The following is a 17,861-nucleotide window of genomic DNA, read 5'->3' as shown; positions in this document are numbered from 1 at the left end:
ACAGAGCTCCTCGGTCCCACCGACGCGAGGGGCACAAACCCTGAGAGGGATTGACGAGAGTGCTCGACGTCAACTTCTTCGACGAGCTGCGAATCGGCCTGGCCACCGCTGACGACATCCGTCAGTGGTCCCACGGCGAGGTCAAGAAGCCGGAGACCATCAACTACCGCACCCTCAAGCCGGAAAAGGACGGGCTCTTCTGCGAGAAGATCTTCGGTCCGACCCGGGACTGGGAGTGCTACTGCGGCAAGTACAAGCGCGTCCGCTTCAAGGGCATCATCTGCGAGCGCTGCGGCGTCGAGGTGACCCGCGCCAAGGTGCGCCGTGAGCGGATGGGCCACATCGAGCTCGCCGCCCCCGTCACCCACATCTGGTACTTCAAGGGCGTGCCCTCCCGTCTGGGCTACCTGCTCGACCTCGCCCCGAAGGACCTGGAGAAGGTCATCTACTTCGCCGCCTACATGATCACGTGGGTGGACGAGGAGCGCCGCACGCGCGACCTGCCCTCCCTGGAGGCCCATGTCTCCGTGGAGCGCCAGCAGATCGAGCAGCGCCGCGACGCCGATCTGGAGGCCCGGGCCAAGAAGCAGGAGGCCGACCTCGCGGAGCTGGAGGCCGAGGGCGCCAAGGCGGACGTCCGCCGCAAGGTGCGCGAGGGCGCCGAGCGCGAGATGAAGCAGATCCGCGACCGCGCCCAGCGCGAGATCGACCGCCTGGACGAGGTCTGGAACCGCTTCAAGAACCTCAAGGTCCAGGACCTGGAGGGTGACGAGCTGCTCTACCGCGAGCTGCGCGACCGCTTCGGGACCTACTTCGACGGCTCGATGGGCGCCGCCGCGCTGCAGAAGCGGCTGGAGACCTTCGACCTGGACGAGGAGGCGGAGAAGCTCCGCGAGATCATCCGCACCGGCAAGGGGCAGAAGAAGACCCGCGCGCTCAAGCGCCTCAAGGTCGTCTCCGCCTTCCTGCAGACCCGCAACAGCCCCAAGGGCATGGTGCTGGACTGCGTGCCGGTCATCCCGCCGGACCTGCGTCCGATGGTGCAGCTCGACGGTGGCCGCTTCGCGACCAGCGACCTGAACGACCTGTACCGCCGCGTCATCAACCGCAACAACCGCCTGAAGCGGCTTCTCGACCTCGGCGCGCCCGAGATCATCGTGAACAACGAGAAGCGCATGCTCCAGGAGGCCGTCGACGCGCTCTTCGACAACGGCCGCCGCGGCCGCCCGGTCACGGGCCCCGGCAACCGTCCGCTGAAGTCGCTGTCCGACATGCTCAAGGGCAAGCAGGGCCGCTTCCGTCAGAACCTGCTGGGCAAGCGCGTCGACTACTCGGCGCGTTCGGTGATCGTCGTCGGCCCGCAGCTCAAGCTGCACCAGTGCGGTCTGCCCAAGGCCATGGCGCTGGAGCTGTTCAAGCCGTTCGTGATGAAGCGCCTGGTGGACCTCAACCACGCGCAGAACATCAAGTCGGCCAAGCGCATGGTCGAGCGCGGCCGCACGGTCGTGTACGACGTGCTCGAAGAGGTCATCGCCGAGCACCCGGTGCTGCTCAACCGTGCGCCGACCCTGCACCGCCTGGGCATCCAGGCCTTCGAGCCGCAGCTGGTCGAGGGCAAGGCCATCCAGATCCACCCGCTGGTGTGCACCGCGTTCAACGCGGACTTCGACGGCGACCAGATGGCCGTGCACCTGCCGCTGTCCGCGGAGGCGCAGGCCGAGGCCCGCATCCTGATGCTGTCCTCGAACAACATCCTCAAGCCGGCCGACGGCCGCCCCGTCACCATGCCGACCCAGGACATGGTGCTGGGCCTGTTCTTCCTCACCACCGACAAGGTGGAGGGCGAGGTCAAGGGCGAGGGCCGGTCGTTCAACTCGGTGGCCGAGGCGATCATGGCGTTCGACGCCCGGGAGCTGTCGCTCCAGGCGAAGATCGACGTCCGCTTCCCCGTCGGCTCGGTCCCGCCCCGCGGCTGGACCCCGCCGGCCGCGGAGGAGGGCGCCGCGTCCGACGGAGGCTTCGCCTCGGGGGAGTGGCAGACCGGTGACCCGTTCCGGCTGCGCACCACCCTGGGCCGCGCGCTCTTCAACGAGCTGCTGCCCGAGGACTACCCGTTCGTCGACTACACCGTGGGCAAGAAGCAGCTCTCCGCGATCGTCAACGACCTCGCCGAGCGCTACCCCAAGGTCGTCGTCGCCGCGGCGCTGGACAACCTGAAGTCGGCCGGTTTCCACTGGGCGACCCGTTCCGGCGTCACCATCGCGATCTCCGACGTCGTGGTCCCCGAGGCCAAGAAGGAGATCATCGCGAACTACGAGGCGCAGGACGAGAAGGTCCAGAAGCAGTACGAGCGCGGTCTGATCACCAAGGACGAGCGTTCCAACGAGCTCATCGGCATCTGGACCCGCGCGACCAACGAGGTCGCCGAGGCCATGTCGGAGAACTTCCCGAAGACCAACCCGATCTTCATGATGGTCGACTCGGGCGCTCGCGGAAACATGATGCAGATGCGCCAGATCGCCGGTATGCGCGGTCTGGTGTCCAACGCCAAGAACGAGACCATCCCGCGGCCGATCAAGGCGTCGTTCCGCGAGGGTCTGTCCGTGCTGGAGTACTTCATCTCCACGCACGGTGCCCGTAAGGGTCTGGCGGACACCGCGCTGCGCACCGCCGACTCGGGTTACCTGACCCGTCGTCTGGTGGACGTCTCGCAGGACGTGATCATCCGCGAGGAGGACTGCGGCACCGACCGCGGCCTGAAGCTCGTGATCGCCTCCAAGGGCGCGGACGGCGTTCTGCGCAAGGCGGAGGACGCCGAGACCAGCGTGTACGCGCGCTGCCTCGCCGAGGACATCACCGTCGACGGCAAGGTGCTGGCCCCGGCCGGCACCGACCTGGGCGACGTGCTCATCGACGAGCTGGTGCGGCACGGCGTGGAGACGGTCAAGACCCGCTCGGTCCTCACCTGCGAGTCCGCCGTCGGCACCTGCGCCATGTGCTACGGCCGCTCGCTGGCGACCGGCAAGCTGGTGGACATCGGCGAGGCCGTCGGCATCATCGCCGCCCAGTCCATCGGTGAGCCCGGCACCCAGCTGACGATGCGCACCTTCCACACCGGTGGTGTGGCCGGTGACGACATCACCCAGGGTCTGCCGCGTGTCGTCGAGCTCTTCGAGGCCCGTACCCCCAAGGGTGTCGCCCCGATCTCCGAGGCCGCCGGCCGCGTGCGGATCGAGGAGACCGAGAAGACCAAGAAGATCGTCGTCACCCCCGACGACGGCTCCGACGAGACCTCCTACGGCGTGTCCAAGCGCGCCCGTCTGCTGGTCTCCGAGGGCGACCACGTCGACGTCGGCCAGCCGCTGACGGTCGGCGCCACCAACCCGCACGACGTGCTGCGCATCCTCGGCCAGCGCGCGGTGCAGGTGCACCTGGTGGGCGAGGTCCAGAAGGTCTACAACTCGCAGGGCGTGTCGATCCACGACAAGCACATCGAGATCATCATCCGGCAGATGCTGCGCCGTGTGACGATCATCGAGTCCGGCGACGCCGAGCTGCTGCCGGGCGAGCTGGTCGAGCGCTCGAAGTTCGAGGGCGAGAACCGCCGCGTCGTGCAGGAGGGCGGCCAGCCGGCCTCCGGCCGTCCGCAGCTGATGGGCATCACCAAGGCCTCGCTGGCCACGGAGTCCTGGCTGTCGGCGGCGTCCTTCCAGGAGACGACCAGGGTCCTGACCGACGCGGCGATCAACGCCAAGTCGGACTCCCTGATCGGCCTCAAGGAGAACGTCATCATCGGTAAGCTCATCCCGGCCGGTACGGGCCTGTCCCGCTACCGCAACATCCGGGTCGAGCCGACCGAGGAGGCGAAGGCCGCGATGTACTCGGCCGTCGGCTACGACGACATCGACTACTCGCCCTTCGGCACCGGCTCCGGCCAGGCGGTCCCGCTGGAGGACTACGACTACGGTCCGTACAACGGCTGACCGAGGCCGTACGGCCCGCCGGACGCGCTCGTGGGGCGGTCCCTCCTCGGAGGGGCCGCCCCGCGGCGTTTCTCGCCGGTGTGCGAGGTGTGTCCCGGGTGCCCGGAACTCCCCAAGGGGTGCGGACGTCATGGATGATGGGGGCAGCCCGAACGTGGGGAGGTGGAGCCGGTGTCGTACCAACAGTGGGGACAGCCGGGTCAGCAGGGCAAGTACGGCGGACCGCCCGGGCAGTCCGGGCATCATCTTCCGCATCTTCCGAACCCGCCGCATCCTCCGCGGGCCGCGCAGCCCGCGCAGGCCGCACACCAGGCGTCGCAGCTGCCGATGATGCGCGCCTCCCACGCGGACCGGGAACGCACCGTCGACGTGCTCAAGGCCGGGTACGCGGAGGGGCGGCTGAGCCACGCCGAGTACGAGCAGCGGATGGGCCGGGCCCACCACGCGCAGACGTACGGGGAGTTGCACGCGCTCATCGCCGATCTGCCGCAGGGGCCGATGGCGGTGCCCGCGCCCGCGCCGCAGTACGCGCAGCCGTACCAGCAGGCGGTGCCGCGCACCTTCCTGCCGCCCCCGCCCCAGACGAACAACTCCGCGGTGGGCGCCCTGATCTGCGGCGTCCTCACGCCGTTCTACGGGGTCACCGCCATCCCCGCGGTGATCCTGGGGCACAAGGCGCGTGCCGAGATCCGCCGCACCGGGGAGAAGGGCGACGGGATGGCCATGGCCGGCCTGGTCCTGGGCTGGCTGACGATCGGGTTCGTGGTGCTCGCGGTGCTGGGGTTCATGATGTTCGCCGCCAATTCCCCTTGAGCCGTCCCCGCGGGGCCGCCCGCCGCCGGAGAGGTGCCGGGAAGTGCCGGGAACTGCCGGGAAAGGGGCTGGAGAAGAGGAGGGGAAGGGACGGGGAAAGGAGCCGGGAGGAAGCGGTCGGCGCAGGCCGCGCGGGCCTTCGGACGCCCTTCCGCTCCCGCTTTGCGCCCACTACGGTGGCATGGGCATTTGTTTTGACCGGAGCCGATGCGGTAGGTACGCTCTGACCTTGTGCCTGGGGTATCCCCTGCGCTCTCGTGTGCGCCAATACGCCGCGGGATGTGAGGCGGGGACACCGAAATCTGCATGCTTCTCACCCAGTGGGCCCCGCATCGCGGGAGTGTGCAGCCTTCGACACACCCGACCGCGTGGGTCGGCGAGTGGCCCGGGTTAGTTGTACCGAGACTGGCACACAGAAACCGGAGAAACGGTGCCTACGATCCAGCAGTTGGTCCGCAAGGGCCGACAGGACAAGGTCGAGAAGAACAAGACGCCGGCACTCGAGGGTTCGCCCCAGCGCCGCGGCGTCTGCACGCGCGTTTTCACCACCACCCCCAAGAAGCCGAACTCGGCCCTGCGTAAGGTCGCGCGTGTGCGTCTGACCAGCGGCATCGAGGTCACCGCTTACATTCCGGGTGAGGGTCACAACCTGCAGGAGCACTCCATCGTGCTCGTGCGCGGTGGCCGTGTGAAGGACCTGCCGGGTGTTCGCTACAAGATCATCCGCGGCTCCCTCGACACCCAGGGCGTCAAGAACCGCAAGCAGGCTCGCAGCCGCTACGGCGCCAAGAAGGAGAAGTAAGCATGCCTCGTAAGGGCCCCGCCCCGAAGCGACCGGTCATCATCGACCCGGTCTACGGCTCTCCTCTGGTGACCTCCCTCATCAACAAGGTGCTGCTGCACGGCAAGCGCTCCACCGCCGAGCGCATCGTGTACGGCGCCATGGAGGGCCTGCGTGAGAAGACCGGCAACGACCCGGTCATCACGCTCAAGCGCGCGCTCGAGAACGTGAAGCCGACCCTCGAGGTCCGCTCCCGCCGCGTCGGTGGCGCCACCTACCAGGTTCCGGTCGAGGTCCGCCCCGGCCGTTCCTCCACTCTCGCGCTGCGTTGGATCGTGGGCTACGCCCGCGCGCGCCGCGAGAAGACGATGACCGAGCGTCTGATGAACGAGCTGCTCGACGCCTCCAACGGGCTCGGCGCCGCTGTGAAGAAGCGCGAGGACACCCACAAGATGGCCGAGTCCAACAAGGCCTTCGCGCACTACCGCTGGTAGTCGCTTCCCCCATCGAGAACCGAGAGAAGACTGAGCCTTATGGCTACCACTTCACTTGACCTGGCCAAGGTCCGAAACATCGGGATCATGGCCCACATCGACGCGGGCAAGACGACCACCACCGAGCGGATCCTGTTCTACACCGGTGTGAGCTACAAGATCGGTGAGGTCCACGACGGCGCTGCCACCATGGACTGGATGGAGCAGGAGCAGGAGCGCGGCATCACCATCACGTCGGCCGCGACGACCTGCCACTGGCCGCTCGAGAACGTCGACCACACCATCAACATCATCGACACCCCGGGCCACGTCGACTTCACCGTCGAGGTGGAGCGTTCGCTGCGCGTGCTCGACGGTGCGGTGACGGTGTTCGACGGGGTGGCCGGTGTCGAGCCCCAGTCCGAGACGGTGTGGCGCCAGGCGGACCGCTACGGCGTTCCTCGCATCTGCTTCGTCAACAAGCTCGACCGCACCGGCGCGGACTTCTTCCGCTGCGTCGACATGATCGTGAGCCGTCTGGGCGCACAGCCGCTGGTCATGCAGCTCCCGATCGGCGCCGAGTCCGACTTCCAGGGCGTCGTGGACCTGGTCCGCATGAAGGCCCTGGTCTGGTCGGCCGAGGCCGCCAAGGGCGAGATGTACGACACCGTCGACATCCCGGCCGACATGGCGGAGCAGGCCCAGGAGTGGCGCGGCAAGCTGCTCGAGGCCGTCGCCGAGAACGACGAGGAGCTGATGGAGCTGTACCTGGAGGGCGAGGAGCCCTCCGAGGAGCAGCTGTACTCGGCGATCCGCCGTATCACCATCGAGTCCGGCAAGGGCGAGGGCACCACCGTCACCCCGGTGTTCACCGGTACCGCGTTCAAGAACAAGGGCGTTCAGCCCCTGCTCGACGCGGTCGTGCGCTACCTGCCGTCGCCGGTCGACATCGAGGCGATCGAGGGGCAGGCCCCCTCCGACGCCGACGAGGTCATCAAGCGCAAGCCTTCCGACGAGGAGCCGCTGGCCGCGCTCGCCTTCAAGATCGCGAGCGACCCGCACCTCGGCAAGCTGACCTTCATCCGGGTCTACTCGGGCCGCCTGGAGTCCGGCACCCAGGTGCTGAACTCGGTGAAGGGCAAGAAGGAGCGCATCGGCAAGATCTACCGGATGCACGCGAACAAGCGTGAGGAGATCCAGAGCGTGGGTGCCGGCGACATCGTCGCCGTCATGGGTCTGAAGCAGACCACCACCGGTGAGACCCTCTGCGACGCGTCCGCTCCGGTGATCCTGGAGTCCATGGACTTCCCGGCCCCGGTGATCGAGGTCGCCATCGAGCCGAAGTCCAAGGGCGACCAGGAGAAGCTGGGTGTCGCCATCCAGCGTCTGGCCGAGGAGGACCCGTCCTTCCAGGTCAAGACGAACGAGGAGACCGGGCAGACCATCATCGCGGGCATGGGCGAGCTGCACCTTGAGGTGCTGGTCGACCGGATGAAGCGCGAGTTCAAGGTCGAGGCCAACGTCGGTAAGCCGCAGGTGGCCTACCGCGAGACCCTGCGCAAGGCCGTCGAGAAGGTCGACTACACGCACAAGAAGCAGACTGGTGGTTCCGGCCAGTTCGCGAAGGTGCAGATCGCGGTCGAGCCCCTCGAGGGCGACGGCTACGAGTTCGTCAACAAGGTCACCGGTGGCCGCATCCCCAAGGAGTACATCCCCTCGGTGGACGCCGGCTGCCAGGAGGCCATGGAGTTCGGCGTGCTGGCGGGCTACCCGCTCACCGGCGTGCGGGTGACGCTGCTGGACGGCGCCTACCACGACGTCGACTCCTCCGAGATGGCGTTCAAGATCGCCGGCTCCATGGTCTTCAAGGAGGCCGCCCGCAAGGCCAGCCCGGCCCTGCTGGAGCCGATGATGGCCGTCGAGGTCACCACGCCCGAGGACTACATGGGCGATGTGATCGGTGACATCAACTCCCGCCGTGGCCAGATCCAGGCCATGGAGGACCGCGCCGGCGCCAAGCTCGTCAAGGGCCTGGTTCCGCTGTCGGAGATGTTCGGTTACGTCGGTGACCTGCGCAGCAAGACCTCCGGTCGCGCGAGCTACTCGATGCAGTTCGACTCCTACGCCGAGGTTCCGCGGAACGTCGCCGAGGAGATCATCGCGAAGGCCAAGGGCGAGTAGCACACGTTTCGTGGCGCTATCCACCCATTAGGCTGGAGCACAACAAGGCCTTCGGGGTCTCCCGTCACCGGGCGCACACCGCGCGGTGACGGGGCCCCGGCAGCCCGCCCACCCAGATACGAAACGGTCAAGGTCGTCCCTCAGGGGTCCTGACCGGTTCGGCACGACCACCTGAACCCCTCCGCAGAGCGCGGGGGAGTACAGCACCAGTCCACAGGAGGACCCCAGTGGCGAAGGCGAAGTTCGAGCGGACTAAGCCGCACGTCAACATCGGCACCATCGGTCACATCGACCACGGTAAGACCACTCTTACCGCGGCGATCACCAAGGTGCTGCACGACGCCTACCCGGACGTGAACGAGGCCTCGGCGTTCGAGAACATCGACAAGGCGCCCGAGGAGCGCCAGCGCGGTATCACCATCTCCATCGCGCACGTCGAGTACCAGACGGAGTCCCGTCACTACGCCCACGTCGACTGCCCGGGTCACGCGGACTACATCAAGAACATGATCACCGGTGCTGCCCAGATGGACGGCGCCATCCTCGTGGTCGCCGCCACCGACGGCCCGATGCCGCAGACCAAGGAGCACGTGCTCCTGGCCCGCCAGGTCGGCGTCCCGTACATCGTCGTCGCCCTGAACAAGGCCGACATGGTGGACGACGAGGAGATCATGGAGCTCGTCGAGCTCGAGGTCCGTGAGCTGCTCTCCGAGTACGAGTTCCCGGGTGACGAGGTTCCGGTCATCCGCGTCTCGGCGCTGAAGGCGCTCGAGGGCGACCAGAAGTGGGCCGACTCCGTCCTCGAGCTGATGAAGGCCGTGGACGAGTCCATCCCCGAGCCCGAGCGTGACGTCGAGAAGCCGTTCCTGATGCCGATCGAGGACGTCTTCACGATCACCGGTCGCGGTACGGTCGTCACCGGCCGTATCGAGCGCGGTGTCCTGAAGGTCAACGAGAACGTCGACATCATCGGCATCAAGCCGGAGAAGACCTCCACCACGGTCACCGGCATCGAGATGTTCCGCAAGCTGCTCGACGAGGGCCAGGCCGGTGAGAACGTCGGTCTGCTGCTCCGCGGCATCAAGCGCGAGGACGTCGAGCGCGGCCAGGTCATCATCAAGCCGGGTTCGGTCACCCCGCACACCGAGTTCGAGGCCCAGGCCTACATCCTGTCGAAGGACGAGGGTGGCCGCCACACCCCGTTCTTCAACAACTACCGCCCGCAGTTCTACTTCCGTACCACGGACGTGACCGGCGTGGTGACCCTCCCCGAGGGCACCGAGATGGTCATGCCGGGCGACAACACCGAGATGAAGGTCGAGCTCATCCAGCCGGTCGCCATGGAGGAGGGCCTGAAGTTCGCCATCCGCGAGGGTGGCCGGACCGTGGGCGCCGGCCAGGTCACCAAGATCGTCAAGTGACCCGGTCCGCCTCTTGAGGCACCGCTGACCTCTCGGTCGGCGAAAGGGCCCGTACGACGTCGGTCGTACGGGCCCTTTCCGTTGCCCGCCGGTCCGCGCAGCTGTCCTGGCCGGTGAACGGGACTGCCCCCGAGGCCGTTGGCCGGGTCCGGCTGACTAGGATCGTCGGCGCGGTCCGGGAGACGCCCCGGGCGGTTTCCGATCCGCGAGGGGGAGTGGGTATGGGTATGCGCAAGGCGACCGCGGGACTGGCCCTGATCGTGTCCGGTGTGCTGCTGACGGGATGCGGCGGCGGGGACGACGGGGGAGCCGAGGGGAAGCCCGCCCCGTCGGCCTCCGGCAGCCAGGAGCCGGGCGGGGGCTCGGGTGGAGACGCGGGTGGCGGCGCGGACAAGGGCGGCGAGGTGGTGCGCGAGGTGACCCTTGAGGTCGGGGGCACCGGAAAGACGCAGATCGCCTATGTCGCGGACGGGAACAAGGCCGAACAGGTCACACTCCCGTGGAAGAAGACGGTCGAGCTCTCCCTGACCAAGGCCGAGCAGGAGGTCGGCGTCCTGGTGTCGGTCGTGCCCGGATCTGTCCCGGGCGAGGACGGCATGCTCAAGCCGGCGCCCTGCACCATCACCGTCGACGGCGAGAAGGTCGACGACAACCAGGACGGCAAGGACGTCCTGGGCTGCAAGCACACGGTGAAGTGAGGCCCCTGCCCAAGGCGGCGCCGTAAGCCGCGAACGAGTACCGGGTCTCCCGGGTGAGGGGGCCGTGCGACGGGGATAACGCCTCGGAGGAGCACAGGAGGAGGCGGCCTGGTGCGAGGTCCGGGAGGGGCTGTGATCCGTTGGACGGGCGGGAGCCGGTGAGCGCGCGGGGGCGGTCGCGCCGGGCTGGTACGAGGGCGCATATCACGGGGAAGACGGTGGCCGGAGCAGCCGTGGTGGTGCTCTGTGCCGTCATCGGGTGCTGGGCCGTCCTCAAGGGGATCGACGAGCTGCGCGACGTCTCCGCAGTCGTCGAGCGCGGTCGGTCGGTCGACGGGACCGTCCTGGCGAAGGACAAGGTGAGATCGTCTCCGCAGGGCGGCACCACCGAGAGGATCAAGGTACGTTTCACCACGGCCGACGGTACGTCCCACCAGTTCTGGGCCACCGGTGACAAGGCCGTCGGCGACACGGTCCGTGTGCGCTACCTTCCGGAGCGCCCCGGGGGGACGGCGACCGTCCACTCCACGGCGAACGACGGGATCGCGTACGGCGTGGTGATCCTCGTCGGGCTCATGATGGTGATCACCATGCTGCTGCTGGTATTCGTGTGGGTCCGGGACAATCTCGGCGCCCACCGGCGGGCGGCGCGGAGCAGTCCGGTCGCGGAATGACACTTCCGGCCCGCCGGCGGAAACCCGAAAGCCGACCCGTGCCGCACACGACGGCGGGAGGACCGCCGGCTCACACGGCCAGTGGCGGGAGCGGCGGCGCGGACGGGGTCGGCGACGACATGTTCGAACCCGTGCCCCGCATCATCACCGTCGACGGCGAGAAGGCCGATGACGACCAGGACGGCAAGGATGTCCTGTGGTGTCGCTGTGCTGGCTCACACCGCCACACCCCAGTGACGGCCGCCGACAGCGGACGGGCTTTCCGGCACACGAGGTGACCGGGCCCTTCGCCGGGATGGCCGGGCAGGGGGTTCCCAAGTCCGGTCAGAGCGCCCGCAGAGCCGCGGCGGCGGCGACCATGCCGTCTCGCTCCAGCGATCCGAGCACGTCCTCCACGGTCCCCGGCGGATTCCTCCACCTGTCCGCGATCCGGCGCACCGCCGCGTACATGGCGGCAGGGTCCAGGTCGATCTGGTCCTCGATGAAAGCGTCCGGGTGCTTGGCTTCCACGTCCCACGCCGACAGGACGTCGGAAGGGAAGTCCTTGAGGTTGAACGTGACGATGACCTGGGCTTTGGCCCGGATGGCCGCCGCGAGGACGTGGCGGTCATCCGGGTCGGGGAGCTCAAGGGCCTCGATGAGGGGCTCGTAACCCTTGACCATGCAGTCACGCACGGCCCTCATCATGGCCTCCCTGGTCCGGCCGAGCCGGACGGGATCGAGGTCGGGCCGTTTGGCCTTCAGGCTGCGGAACGTCTCATCGAGGATGCGATCGGTCCACTTGGCCTGCACGAGGCCGTCCTGTGCTATGGAGACGAGCAGATCACGCAGGGTGCTCGGGTACAGCACGTTGGCGTCGTACAGGGCAACGAAGGCCATGCTTCAGATCAGTCCCATCTCTTGGCCCAGTTGGGTGAGCTCATCGGCGGCTTGACGGCGGCGTTCGTCGTCCTGTCGCTTGTAGTCCATCAGGGAGGAGGCCGGAATCCTCCGGTGTTTGCCGACCTTGCGGTATTCGATCTCTCCGGCTTGTAGGAGCCCGATGAGGAACGGGCGTGAGACGTTGAGTAGGTCGGCTGCCTGTTGGGTGGTGAGTTCCGCGTTCTGCGGAACGATGGAGACGCTGCGGCCGGCTGCCAGGTGGGCGAGTGTGGTGGCCAGTAGCTCGACCGCTTCTCGCGGCAGTGTGAGTGGCTCGGCTCCTTCCCCCTCGACCGTGACGCCGATCCTCGGAACGTCACGGTGCCTCTCCAGGTAGCTGCGTACCCGGGACAGGGCTCGGTTGGCTGTTTCCGTCTCCTCCGGGGGGAGGCGGACGGGGTGGATGTCCGTCTTGCTCATGTGGGGCTCCCTCGGGTGCGGGTGTATGCCGGCAGGGGCCTTCTTCGACATCCTTCCATTATTCGCAGCATTCGAAACAGGCGCAACAAACGAATGGCCTGATCGTGTCCTGTACACCCATGGCCGCCAGCGAAGACGACCCGGGAATCGCTTCTTCGTGCGGACCTTGATCCCATGGGCCTCCTCTGGTGCCGGTGCGGCGCCCGTGACCCGCGCTGCACGCGGTCGTCCTCCTCGGAGTGCGTGTGAGACGTGCCGGGCTGCCGGCCGAGGCGGTCATGCGGCCAGGGGCGGTGGGGCGGCGGCCCCGGCCTCGCGGCAGTCGCGGCACAGGCCCGGGGCGGGGGAGCGGAAGGCACGGTCGCAGCCGTCGCAGTTCTGGAGCGGGTCCGGGCGCGGTGGCCGGGGCGCGGGCGGCGGCGCGGCCGGGAGGTGCGGCGGCAGCAGCGCGGTGAGGCGGTGGGCGAGCAGGGCGGCCGGGTGGCGCAGCGGCTCGGCGGGCAGGTCGGCGGCCAGGGTGCGGCGTACGGCGTCGGGGTCCGTCCCGCGTTCCAGCCAGGCCACCACGGCGGGGGCCAGGCGCGTCACGTCCCGCTCGGAGAGCAGCAGGCGGGGATCGTCGCGCCGCAGCTCGGCCAGGATCGCTGTGGCGGCCCGCTCGCGCACCGGGTTGCCGGTGGTGCGCGGCTGTGGCAGCGACGGTGGGGGCGGGGGAGGCGGCGCCACCACGGGCGCGGGTGCGGGTGCGGGGGCGGGTACGGGCGTCGGCTCGGCGGCGGGGGCCGGGGCCGGCCGGGGCTCCGGCGGGTGTACGGGCGGTCGCGGCGGCTGGAACCGCGGCCGGGACGGCCGCACCCGCTCGGCCTGCCCCGCCCGTACCGCCGCCGGGTTGTCGTAGGAAACCGTGCGGGTGACCACCCGCCCGCTCGGCAGCCGCTCCCGCTTGCGCGACAGATAGCCGTGCGCCTCCAGCTCCCGCAGGGCGGCCGCGATCCGCGTCTCGCCCTCGGCGAAGCGGGCGGCGAGGGTGCGGATGTCCACCCGCGCGCCGTCGGGCAGCGACTGGATGTGGACGGCCAGCCCGATCGCTGTCAGCGACAGCTCGTGGTGCTGGGCGAGGTGGTTGCCGACGACCGTGAAGCGCTCGGTGTGCCGGGCGGTGACGTGGACGACGCCGCCGCGCGGAACGGCGGACGGCGTGCGCGGGGGCGCGCTAGGCTGCGGTTCAGCCATCGGGAAGCCCTACTTCCTCGGTGGTCAGGCCCTCGTCCGGGATGGCCGTCCCGGACGAGGGCCGTCGCATGTCTGCGGTGGCGGCGGTGATGCGTGGTGCTCTGCGGTGTCCCGCAGGGCTCGCTGGTGCCTGTCGCGGCGAGCCTATGCCGGGGAGTCTGCCGCCACGCCGGTCCGGCCCCACGACTCACCCGTACGAGTGACGGGGTCCGGTTGGGTTGGGTGGGGTTCTCTCTCCGGTCCTTTGATGCTTCTGACGCCGTGCCCCGCCGGGTCTCCACCCACCGGAACGTGCTTTCCCGCGAGCCGGTGGACGGGCCCAGCCGGGCACACCTGTGACCGGACCGAGGAGGACGGACTGTGAACCACGCGCGGTGGAAGACCCGCCGGACCAGGAGACTCCTGGGCGAGGCGGTCGAGGAGTCCTCGGCCTACACCGAGGCCGGGCACGCGTTCGCGCTCGGCCAGGCGGTCTATGATCGGCGTACCGAACTCGGTTTCTCTCAGACCGAGTTGGCCAGGCGTGCTGGAATGACTCAGCCGCAGATCTCCACCATCGAGGGGGGCGACTCGGTGCCGACCCTGCCTTTGCTGACCCGCCTGGCCAAGGCGCTGAACGCCTCGCTGACTGTCGAGTTGAACGGTGACGAGTCGGCGTTCGTCTTCGCCCCGCGCCGCGACGGCGACGGCCCGTCCGGCGGGAACGCCCCGCCCGGCCGCTCCTCCGCCGCCTGAGCGGCAGTTTCGCGGGCGCCGCCGGGATCAGGGGCGGAGGTCGAGTTCGGCCCAGACCGTCTTGCGCGGCGGCGGCCAGCTCTCCACGCCCCAGCGGTCGGCCAGCGCCTCGACGAGCAGCAGCCCGCGCCCGCCCTCCGCCTCCTCGGACGCCGACGGGCCGGGCACGGCCGGGAGACGGTCACCGCGCGCGTCGGACACCTCGATGCGCAGCGTGACGCCACCGCCGTCACCGCCGTTCCCGGTGACGCGCAGGACCAGCCGGAAGTCCCGGCCGAGTACGCGCCCGTGCAGGACGGCGTTGCCCGCCAGCTCGGCGGTGATCTGCGCGGCCGTCTCGGTGGGCAGCCCCTGGTCGGCCAGGTGCGCGACGGTCAGGAGCCGGGCCAGCCGGGCTCCCCGGCGGGTCGAGGACAGGAGCACGGCGAGCTCCCGGGCGGGGGCGGGGGCCGGGGCGGGGCTCTCGGTGCGGGTGGTCTCTGGAGTCACGTCACCCAGCGTGTCCGCCCGTACCCGCCCCGGCCATACCTGGCTCCTGCTCAGGGGGATCCTGTTCGGCTCTTGTGCGGGCTTGTGCGGCCGGTGCGTGAGGGGTGAGCCGTCCCGCCCCGCTGTGCGCGGCATTCGACCCAGACGCCCGTCACGGGCGGAGAACCGGTTTTGCGTATCGCCCGCCCCGGCGGCCCCGCGCGGCTAGCATTCGCGGCACGAACGGCACTGCCAGGGGGGGCGGGATGACGTTGTTTCACGCTGCGCGGAACATATCGCGCGGACGGCAAGCACATGGTCGGCGGATGATCCGGAGTCTTCCGGGGCGGGGAAAGCGGGCGGGGGGCCGTGCCGCGATCCGCGGGAGGTTCATCGCCTTCGGGGTCTTCGGCGCTTTTCTGCTCGGGGCCTGCTCGGAGGCCGGCGCCGGGGCGGAACCGAAGGAGACCGTCACCGTGACGGCGACGGCGACGGCCACCGTGACGGCGGAGCCGGAGAGGATCTCCTCCCAGAAGGGCGAGGCCCTCGAAGCGGCCAGGGAGGCCGCAGAGGAGGCCGGTTACGAGGTCTCCGTCCACAACGCCAACAAGGGCGACGCCGAGCCTTCCGGGAAATGGAAGGTGTGTTTCGAGGAGATCGGCTACGGCACCGTCGACTACGGGGCCGTCCGTGAGGGCGCTCTCTGCCCGAAGAAGGACGGCGGCCCGCTCGCCTGGCCCCGGATTCCCGACGTCACCGGCAAGGTCTATGCCAAGGCCGTCAAGGCGCTGGCCAAGGTGGGGGTCGACGAGGACGACATCGACGTCGAGTCGGCGTACAAGGACGTCTCCATCTCCGCCTCCGACGTGGAGGAGGACCCGGAAGGCCACAAGGTCTGCTTCCAGTCGCCCTCGGCGGGCAAGGACGCCAAGCCGGACACCGAGGCGAAGCTGACCCTGGTCGAGGGCGGCTCCTGCCCGTCCGGCAAGGGCACCTACAAGGACCGCAAGAACGACCCCGACTACACCCCGCCGCCGCCTCCGGCCGCCAGTGGTTCCACCGGCGGCGGTTCCGGCTCCTCGGGCGGCTCGGGTGGTTCGGGCGGCTCCGGCGGTACCGCCCAGTGGAACGGCCAGTGCGAACTGACCTCCCCGGCGGGCAACTGCTACCAGGCAGGCCAGTTCTGCGCCAACAAGCACCTCGGTATGCAGACGCACAACTCCGCCGGCCGGATCATCTACTGCAAGCAGCGCGCCGACGGGCAGCGCTGGAACTACTCGTAAGGGCGTGACCCGGTAGGGGACGCCGACCGACGAGGCCCCTGTCCGAAGCGCTGGTGGACGAGTCCACCGGCGCGACGGGCAGGGGCCTCGTCGAAGTGAACCCGGAAGCCGGCAACAGTTGATCTCGGAGGCGTCGGTGCTTCCAGCGGGCGGCGGGGGCGCGTTCGGTGACGTGTCGGGCGACGGCGCCGGTGCCGTGCTCGACGCGGATGCGCCGTATCGCCGACCGAGAACGCGACGTCTCACCGCCTACCGTGCACGAGCCCGTTCGGCGGACAGTGTGCGGTTACGGTCACGGGAAGGTTTCCAGCGGAGGATGTCGAAAGTGGCAGGCGTGGGAGAACGTCGGAACGGCAGGCATGGAAGCCTGCGGAAGGCTTGCGTTGCGATTCTGCTGACAGTGGGCATCGAGGCAGCCGTCGCGGGCGCTGCGACGGCCTACACCGCACACCGTGATCCCAGCGGCCGCATCGTCGAGCACCGGGTGCCCGAGGAGGAGAGGGAGCGGGCCCGGGAGTACTGGACCGAGGAACGCATCCGGAACGCCGATCCCGCTGGACCACTCGGTATCGAGCCGGACTGACCCGGTGGCGGAGCGGGCCGACCCGCCACCCACAACGGCACGGTCCCCTCCGACAGCTCCACCGTGCGGCGGACGAAGTCGACCACCATCTCCGGGTGCTCGTCAGGCTTCGGGAACCGGCATCCACTGGACGGCCGGTGATCACCCGACTCCGAGATCAAGTACTGGCGGCTTATGGGCTCATCTCGGTGACCCTCTGAACGGGGGCTTCGCCCTCCCGTCGTCTCCGACGGAACGACTGTATGAAGTGGAATTTCCTGTTCGAGGGATTTTCTGCCGAATGAGTGCGTTAGTGAACGCTTCTCATCCTGAGCGCCAGGCGATCTCGATGGCGTGAACGGCGGCGACCGTGCGACCGATGCGGTTGGTGCTGCACCGGGCCTTGCGGAGGATCCGCCATTGCTTGAGGCGGGCGAAGGCGCGTTCGCCCGGGGCGCGCAGCCGGGCGTGGTCGCGGTTGTACTGCTGGTAGTGCTCGGGCAGGTCGCGATGACCGTAGTAGGGGGTGCGGACGGTCGCGCCGGCGCCCTGGTAGGCGCGGTCGGCCAGGACGAGGAGCTGACGGGACAGGCAGGCTTGGATCACACCGTGGGCGCGGGCTGCGGTCAGGTCGTGCGTGCGGCCCGGTGTCGCGCGGGAGAACCAGAGCGGGGTGCCGTCCGGGCGGGCGATGACCTGCACGTTCATCCCGTGGCGGCGGTGCTTCTGCGAGTAGTACGGCTCGTCCGCCGCGATGCGGTTGGTAGTGATCAAAGTGCCGTCGAGGATGACGAACCCCTCCGGCGGCAGCTCGCGCAGGGCCTCGTGCAGGCTCGGGGCGCGCTCGGCGAGGAGGTCGACCGTTTCGCTCACGTACCGGCCGGCGGTGGCGGTGGAGATGCCGAACCCCGCTGCGGCCTGGGCCAGGGTCTCGTTCTTGCGCAGGTGCACCAGGACCAGCAGGGCCTGGCGGAAGCAGCCCAGCTTCCGCCAGCGGGAGTTCAGCTCACGCCTTCGGGCGTAGATGAGCCAGGAAACGTGCTCCACGACTTCGTGGGGGACGTCGAGCATGGCACGATACGGGACCAACAGGGCTCCTGTGTCGAGACGTTGGCGAGTGAGATCACCAGCCGCAACGACCAGGAGCCCTGCCGCGTTACGGCCCCCCGACCACCAGCCGCCATCACCCACGAACCACAGGATGAGAAGCGTTCA

General features: G+C 69.1%; 16 protein-coding genes. 11 read left to right on the top strand and 5 right to left on the bottom strand.

Annotated elements, in window-relative coordinates; genetic code table 11:
- Positions 1–59 precede the first annotated feature (59 nt).
- The 8 genes from CUT83_RS26190 (at position 60) to CUT83_RS26155 (ending at position 11,024) form a co-directional block, all read left to right on the top strand.
- On the top strand, positions 60–3,983 hold the full coding sequence (locus CUT83_RS26190; RefSeq protein WP_101258309.1) for a DNA-directed RNA polymerase subunit beta': 3,924 nt from the start codon (positions 60–62) through the stop codon (positions 3,981–3,983).
- 330 nt (positions 3,984–4,313) lie between these two features.
- Positions 4,314–4,796, top strand: a complete 483-nt coding sequence (locus CUT83_RS26185) for a DUF1707 and DUF4190 domain-containing protein (protein ID WP_101258357.1) — start codon at positions 4,314–4,316, stop codon at positions 4,794–4,796.
- Positions 4,797–5,226: 430 nt separating this feature from the next.
- A complete protein-coding gene (rpsL, locus tag CUT83_RS26180) occupies positions 5,227–5,598 on the top strand; it encodes a 30S ribosomal protein S12 (RefSeq protein WP_003948652.1) in 372 nt (123 codons plus the stop codon).
- A gap of 2 nt (positions 5,599–5,600) precedes the next feature.
- On the top strand, positions 5,601–6,071 hold the full coding sequence (gene rpsG / locus CUT83_RS26175; protein ID WP_093660564.1) for a 30S ribosomal protein S7: 471 nt from the start codon (positions 5,601–5,603) through the stop codon (positions 6,069–6,071).
- A 39-nt stretch (positions 6,072–6,110) separates the two neighbouring features.
- On the top strand, positions 6,111–8,231 hold the full coding sequence (gene fusA, locus CUT83_RS26170; RefSeq protein ID WP_101258308.1) for an elongation factor G: 2,121 nt from the start codon (positions 6,111–6,113) through the stop codon (positions 8,229–8,231).
- 227 nt (positions 8,232–8,458) lie between these two features.
- Positions 8,459–9,652 carry an elongation factor Tu gene (gene tuf, locus CUT83_RS26165; protein ID WP_101258307.1) on the top strand — a complete coding sequence of 398 codons (1,194 nt, stop codon included), beginning with the start codon at positions 8,459–8,461 and terminating at the stop codon, positions 9,650–9,652.
- A 227-nt stretch (positions 9,653–9,879) separates the two neighbouring features.
- The gene (locus CUT83_RS26160) at positions 9,880–10,350 is read left to right on the top strand and encodes a hypothetical protein (protein ID WP_101258306.1); all 471 of its coding nucleotides are present in this window, start codon (positions 9,880–9,882) and stop codon (positions 10,348–10,350) included.
- A 218-nt stretch (positions 10,351–10,568) separates the two neighbouring features.
- Complete coding sequence (locus CUT83_RS26155) at positions 10,569–11,024, top strand: DUF3592 domain-containing protein (protein ID WP_158239059.1); 456 nt, start codon at positions 10,569–10,571, stop codon at positions 11,022–11,024.
- Positions 11,025–11,348: 324 nt separating this feature from the next.
- Here CUT83_RS26155 and CUT83_RS26145 read toward each other — a convergent pair whose 3' ends face one another.
- The 3 genes from CUT83_RS26145 to CUT83_RS26135 form a co-directional block, all read right to left on the bottom strand.
- Complete coding sequence (locus tag CUT83_RS26145) at positions 11,349–11,903, bottom strand: PIN domain-containing protein (RefSeq protein ID WP_101258303.1); 555 nt, start codon at positions 11,901–11,903, stop codon at positions 11,349–11,351.
- Between the two features lie 3 nt (positions 11,904–11,906).
- Positions 11,907–12,365: a helix-turn-helix domain-containing protein gene (locus tag CUT83_RS26140; protein WP_093851472.1), complete on the bottom strand. Its 459-nt coding sequence runs from the start codon at positions 12,363–12,365 to the stop codon at positions 11,907–11,909.
- A gap of 276 nt (positions 12,366–12,641) precedes the next feature.
- Positions 12,642–13,598 carry a helix-turn-helix domain-containing protein gene (locus CUT83_RS26135; protein ID WP_101258302.1) on the bottom strand — a complete coding sequence of 319 codons (957 nt, stop codon included), beginning with the start codon at positions 13,596–13,598 and terminating at the stop codon, positions 12,642–12,644.
- A 360-nt stretch (positions 13,599–13,958) separates the two neighbouring features.
- Between CUT83_RS26135 and CUT83_RS26130 the strand changes: the two genes are divergently transcribed.
- Positions 13,959–14,333 carry a helix-turn-helix domain-containing protein gene (locus CUT83_RS26130; protein ID WP_101258301.1) on the top strand — a complete coding sequence of 125 codons (375 nt, stop codon included), beginning with the start codon at positions 13,959–13,961 and terminating at the stop codon, positions 14,331–14,333.
- A gap of 27 nt (positions 14,334–14,360) precedes the next feature.
- Here CUT83_RS26130 and CUT83_RS26125 read toward each other — a convergent pair whose 3' ends face one another.
- The gene (locus CUT83_RS26125) at positions 14,361–14,822 is read right to left on the bottom strand and encodes an ATP-binding protein (RefSeq protein WP_101258300.1); all 462 of its coding nucleotides are present in this window, start codon (positions 14,820–14,822) and stop codon (positions 14,361–14,363) included.
- A 455-nt stretch (positions 14,823–15,277) separates the two neighbouring features.
- Between CUT83_RS26125 and CUT83_RS26120 the strand changes: the two genes are divergently transcribed.
- Positions 15,278–16,084 (top strand): PASTA domain-containing protein, encoded by an 807-nt coding sequence (locus CUT83_RS26120; RefSeq protein ID WP_158239058.1) that lies wholly within the window; start codon positions 15,278–15,280, stop codon positions 16,082–16,084.
- A 400-nt stretch (positions 16,085–16,484) separates the two neighbouring features.
- Entirely contained in the window at positions 16,485–16,667 is a 183-nt protein-coding gene (locus CUT83_RS26115) for a hypothetical protein (protein WP_101258298.1), read from the top strand.
- Positions 16,668–16,970: 303 nt separating this feature from the next.
- On the opposite strand, the gene CUT83_RS26110 is transcribed toward CUT83_RS26115, so the two are convergent.
- Entirely contained in the window at positions 16,971–17,717 is a 747-nt protein-coding gene (locus CUT83_RS26110) for a transposase family protein (protein ID WP_101254054.1), read from the bottom strand.
- Positions 17,718–17,861: the final 144 nt, after the last annotated feature.

It is taken from the genome of Streptomyces barkulensis (genome assembly GCF_002843305.1).
Lineage (GTDB): Bacteria > Actinomycetota > Actinomycetes > Streptomycetales > Streptomycetaceae > Streptomyces > Streptomyces barkulensis.
The sequence above is the reverse complement of the archived record's forward strand: the minus strand, read 5'-3'. Positions and strand labels throughout refer to the sequence as shown.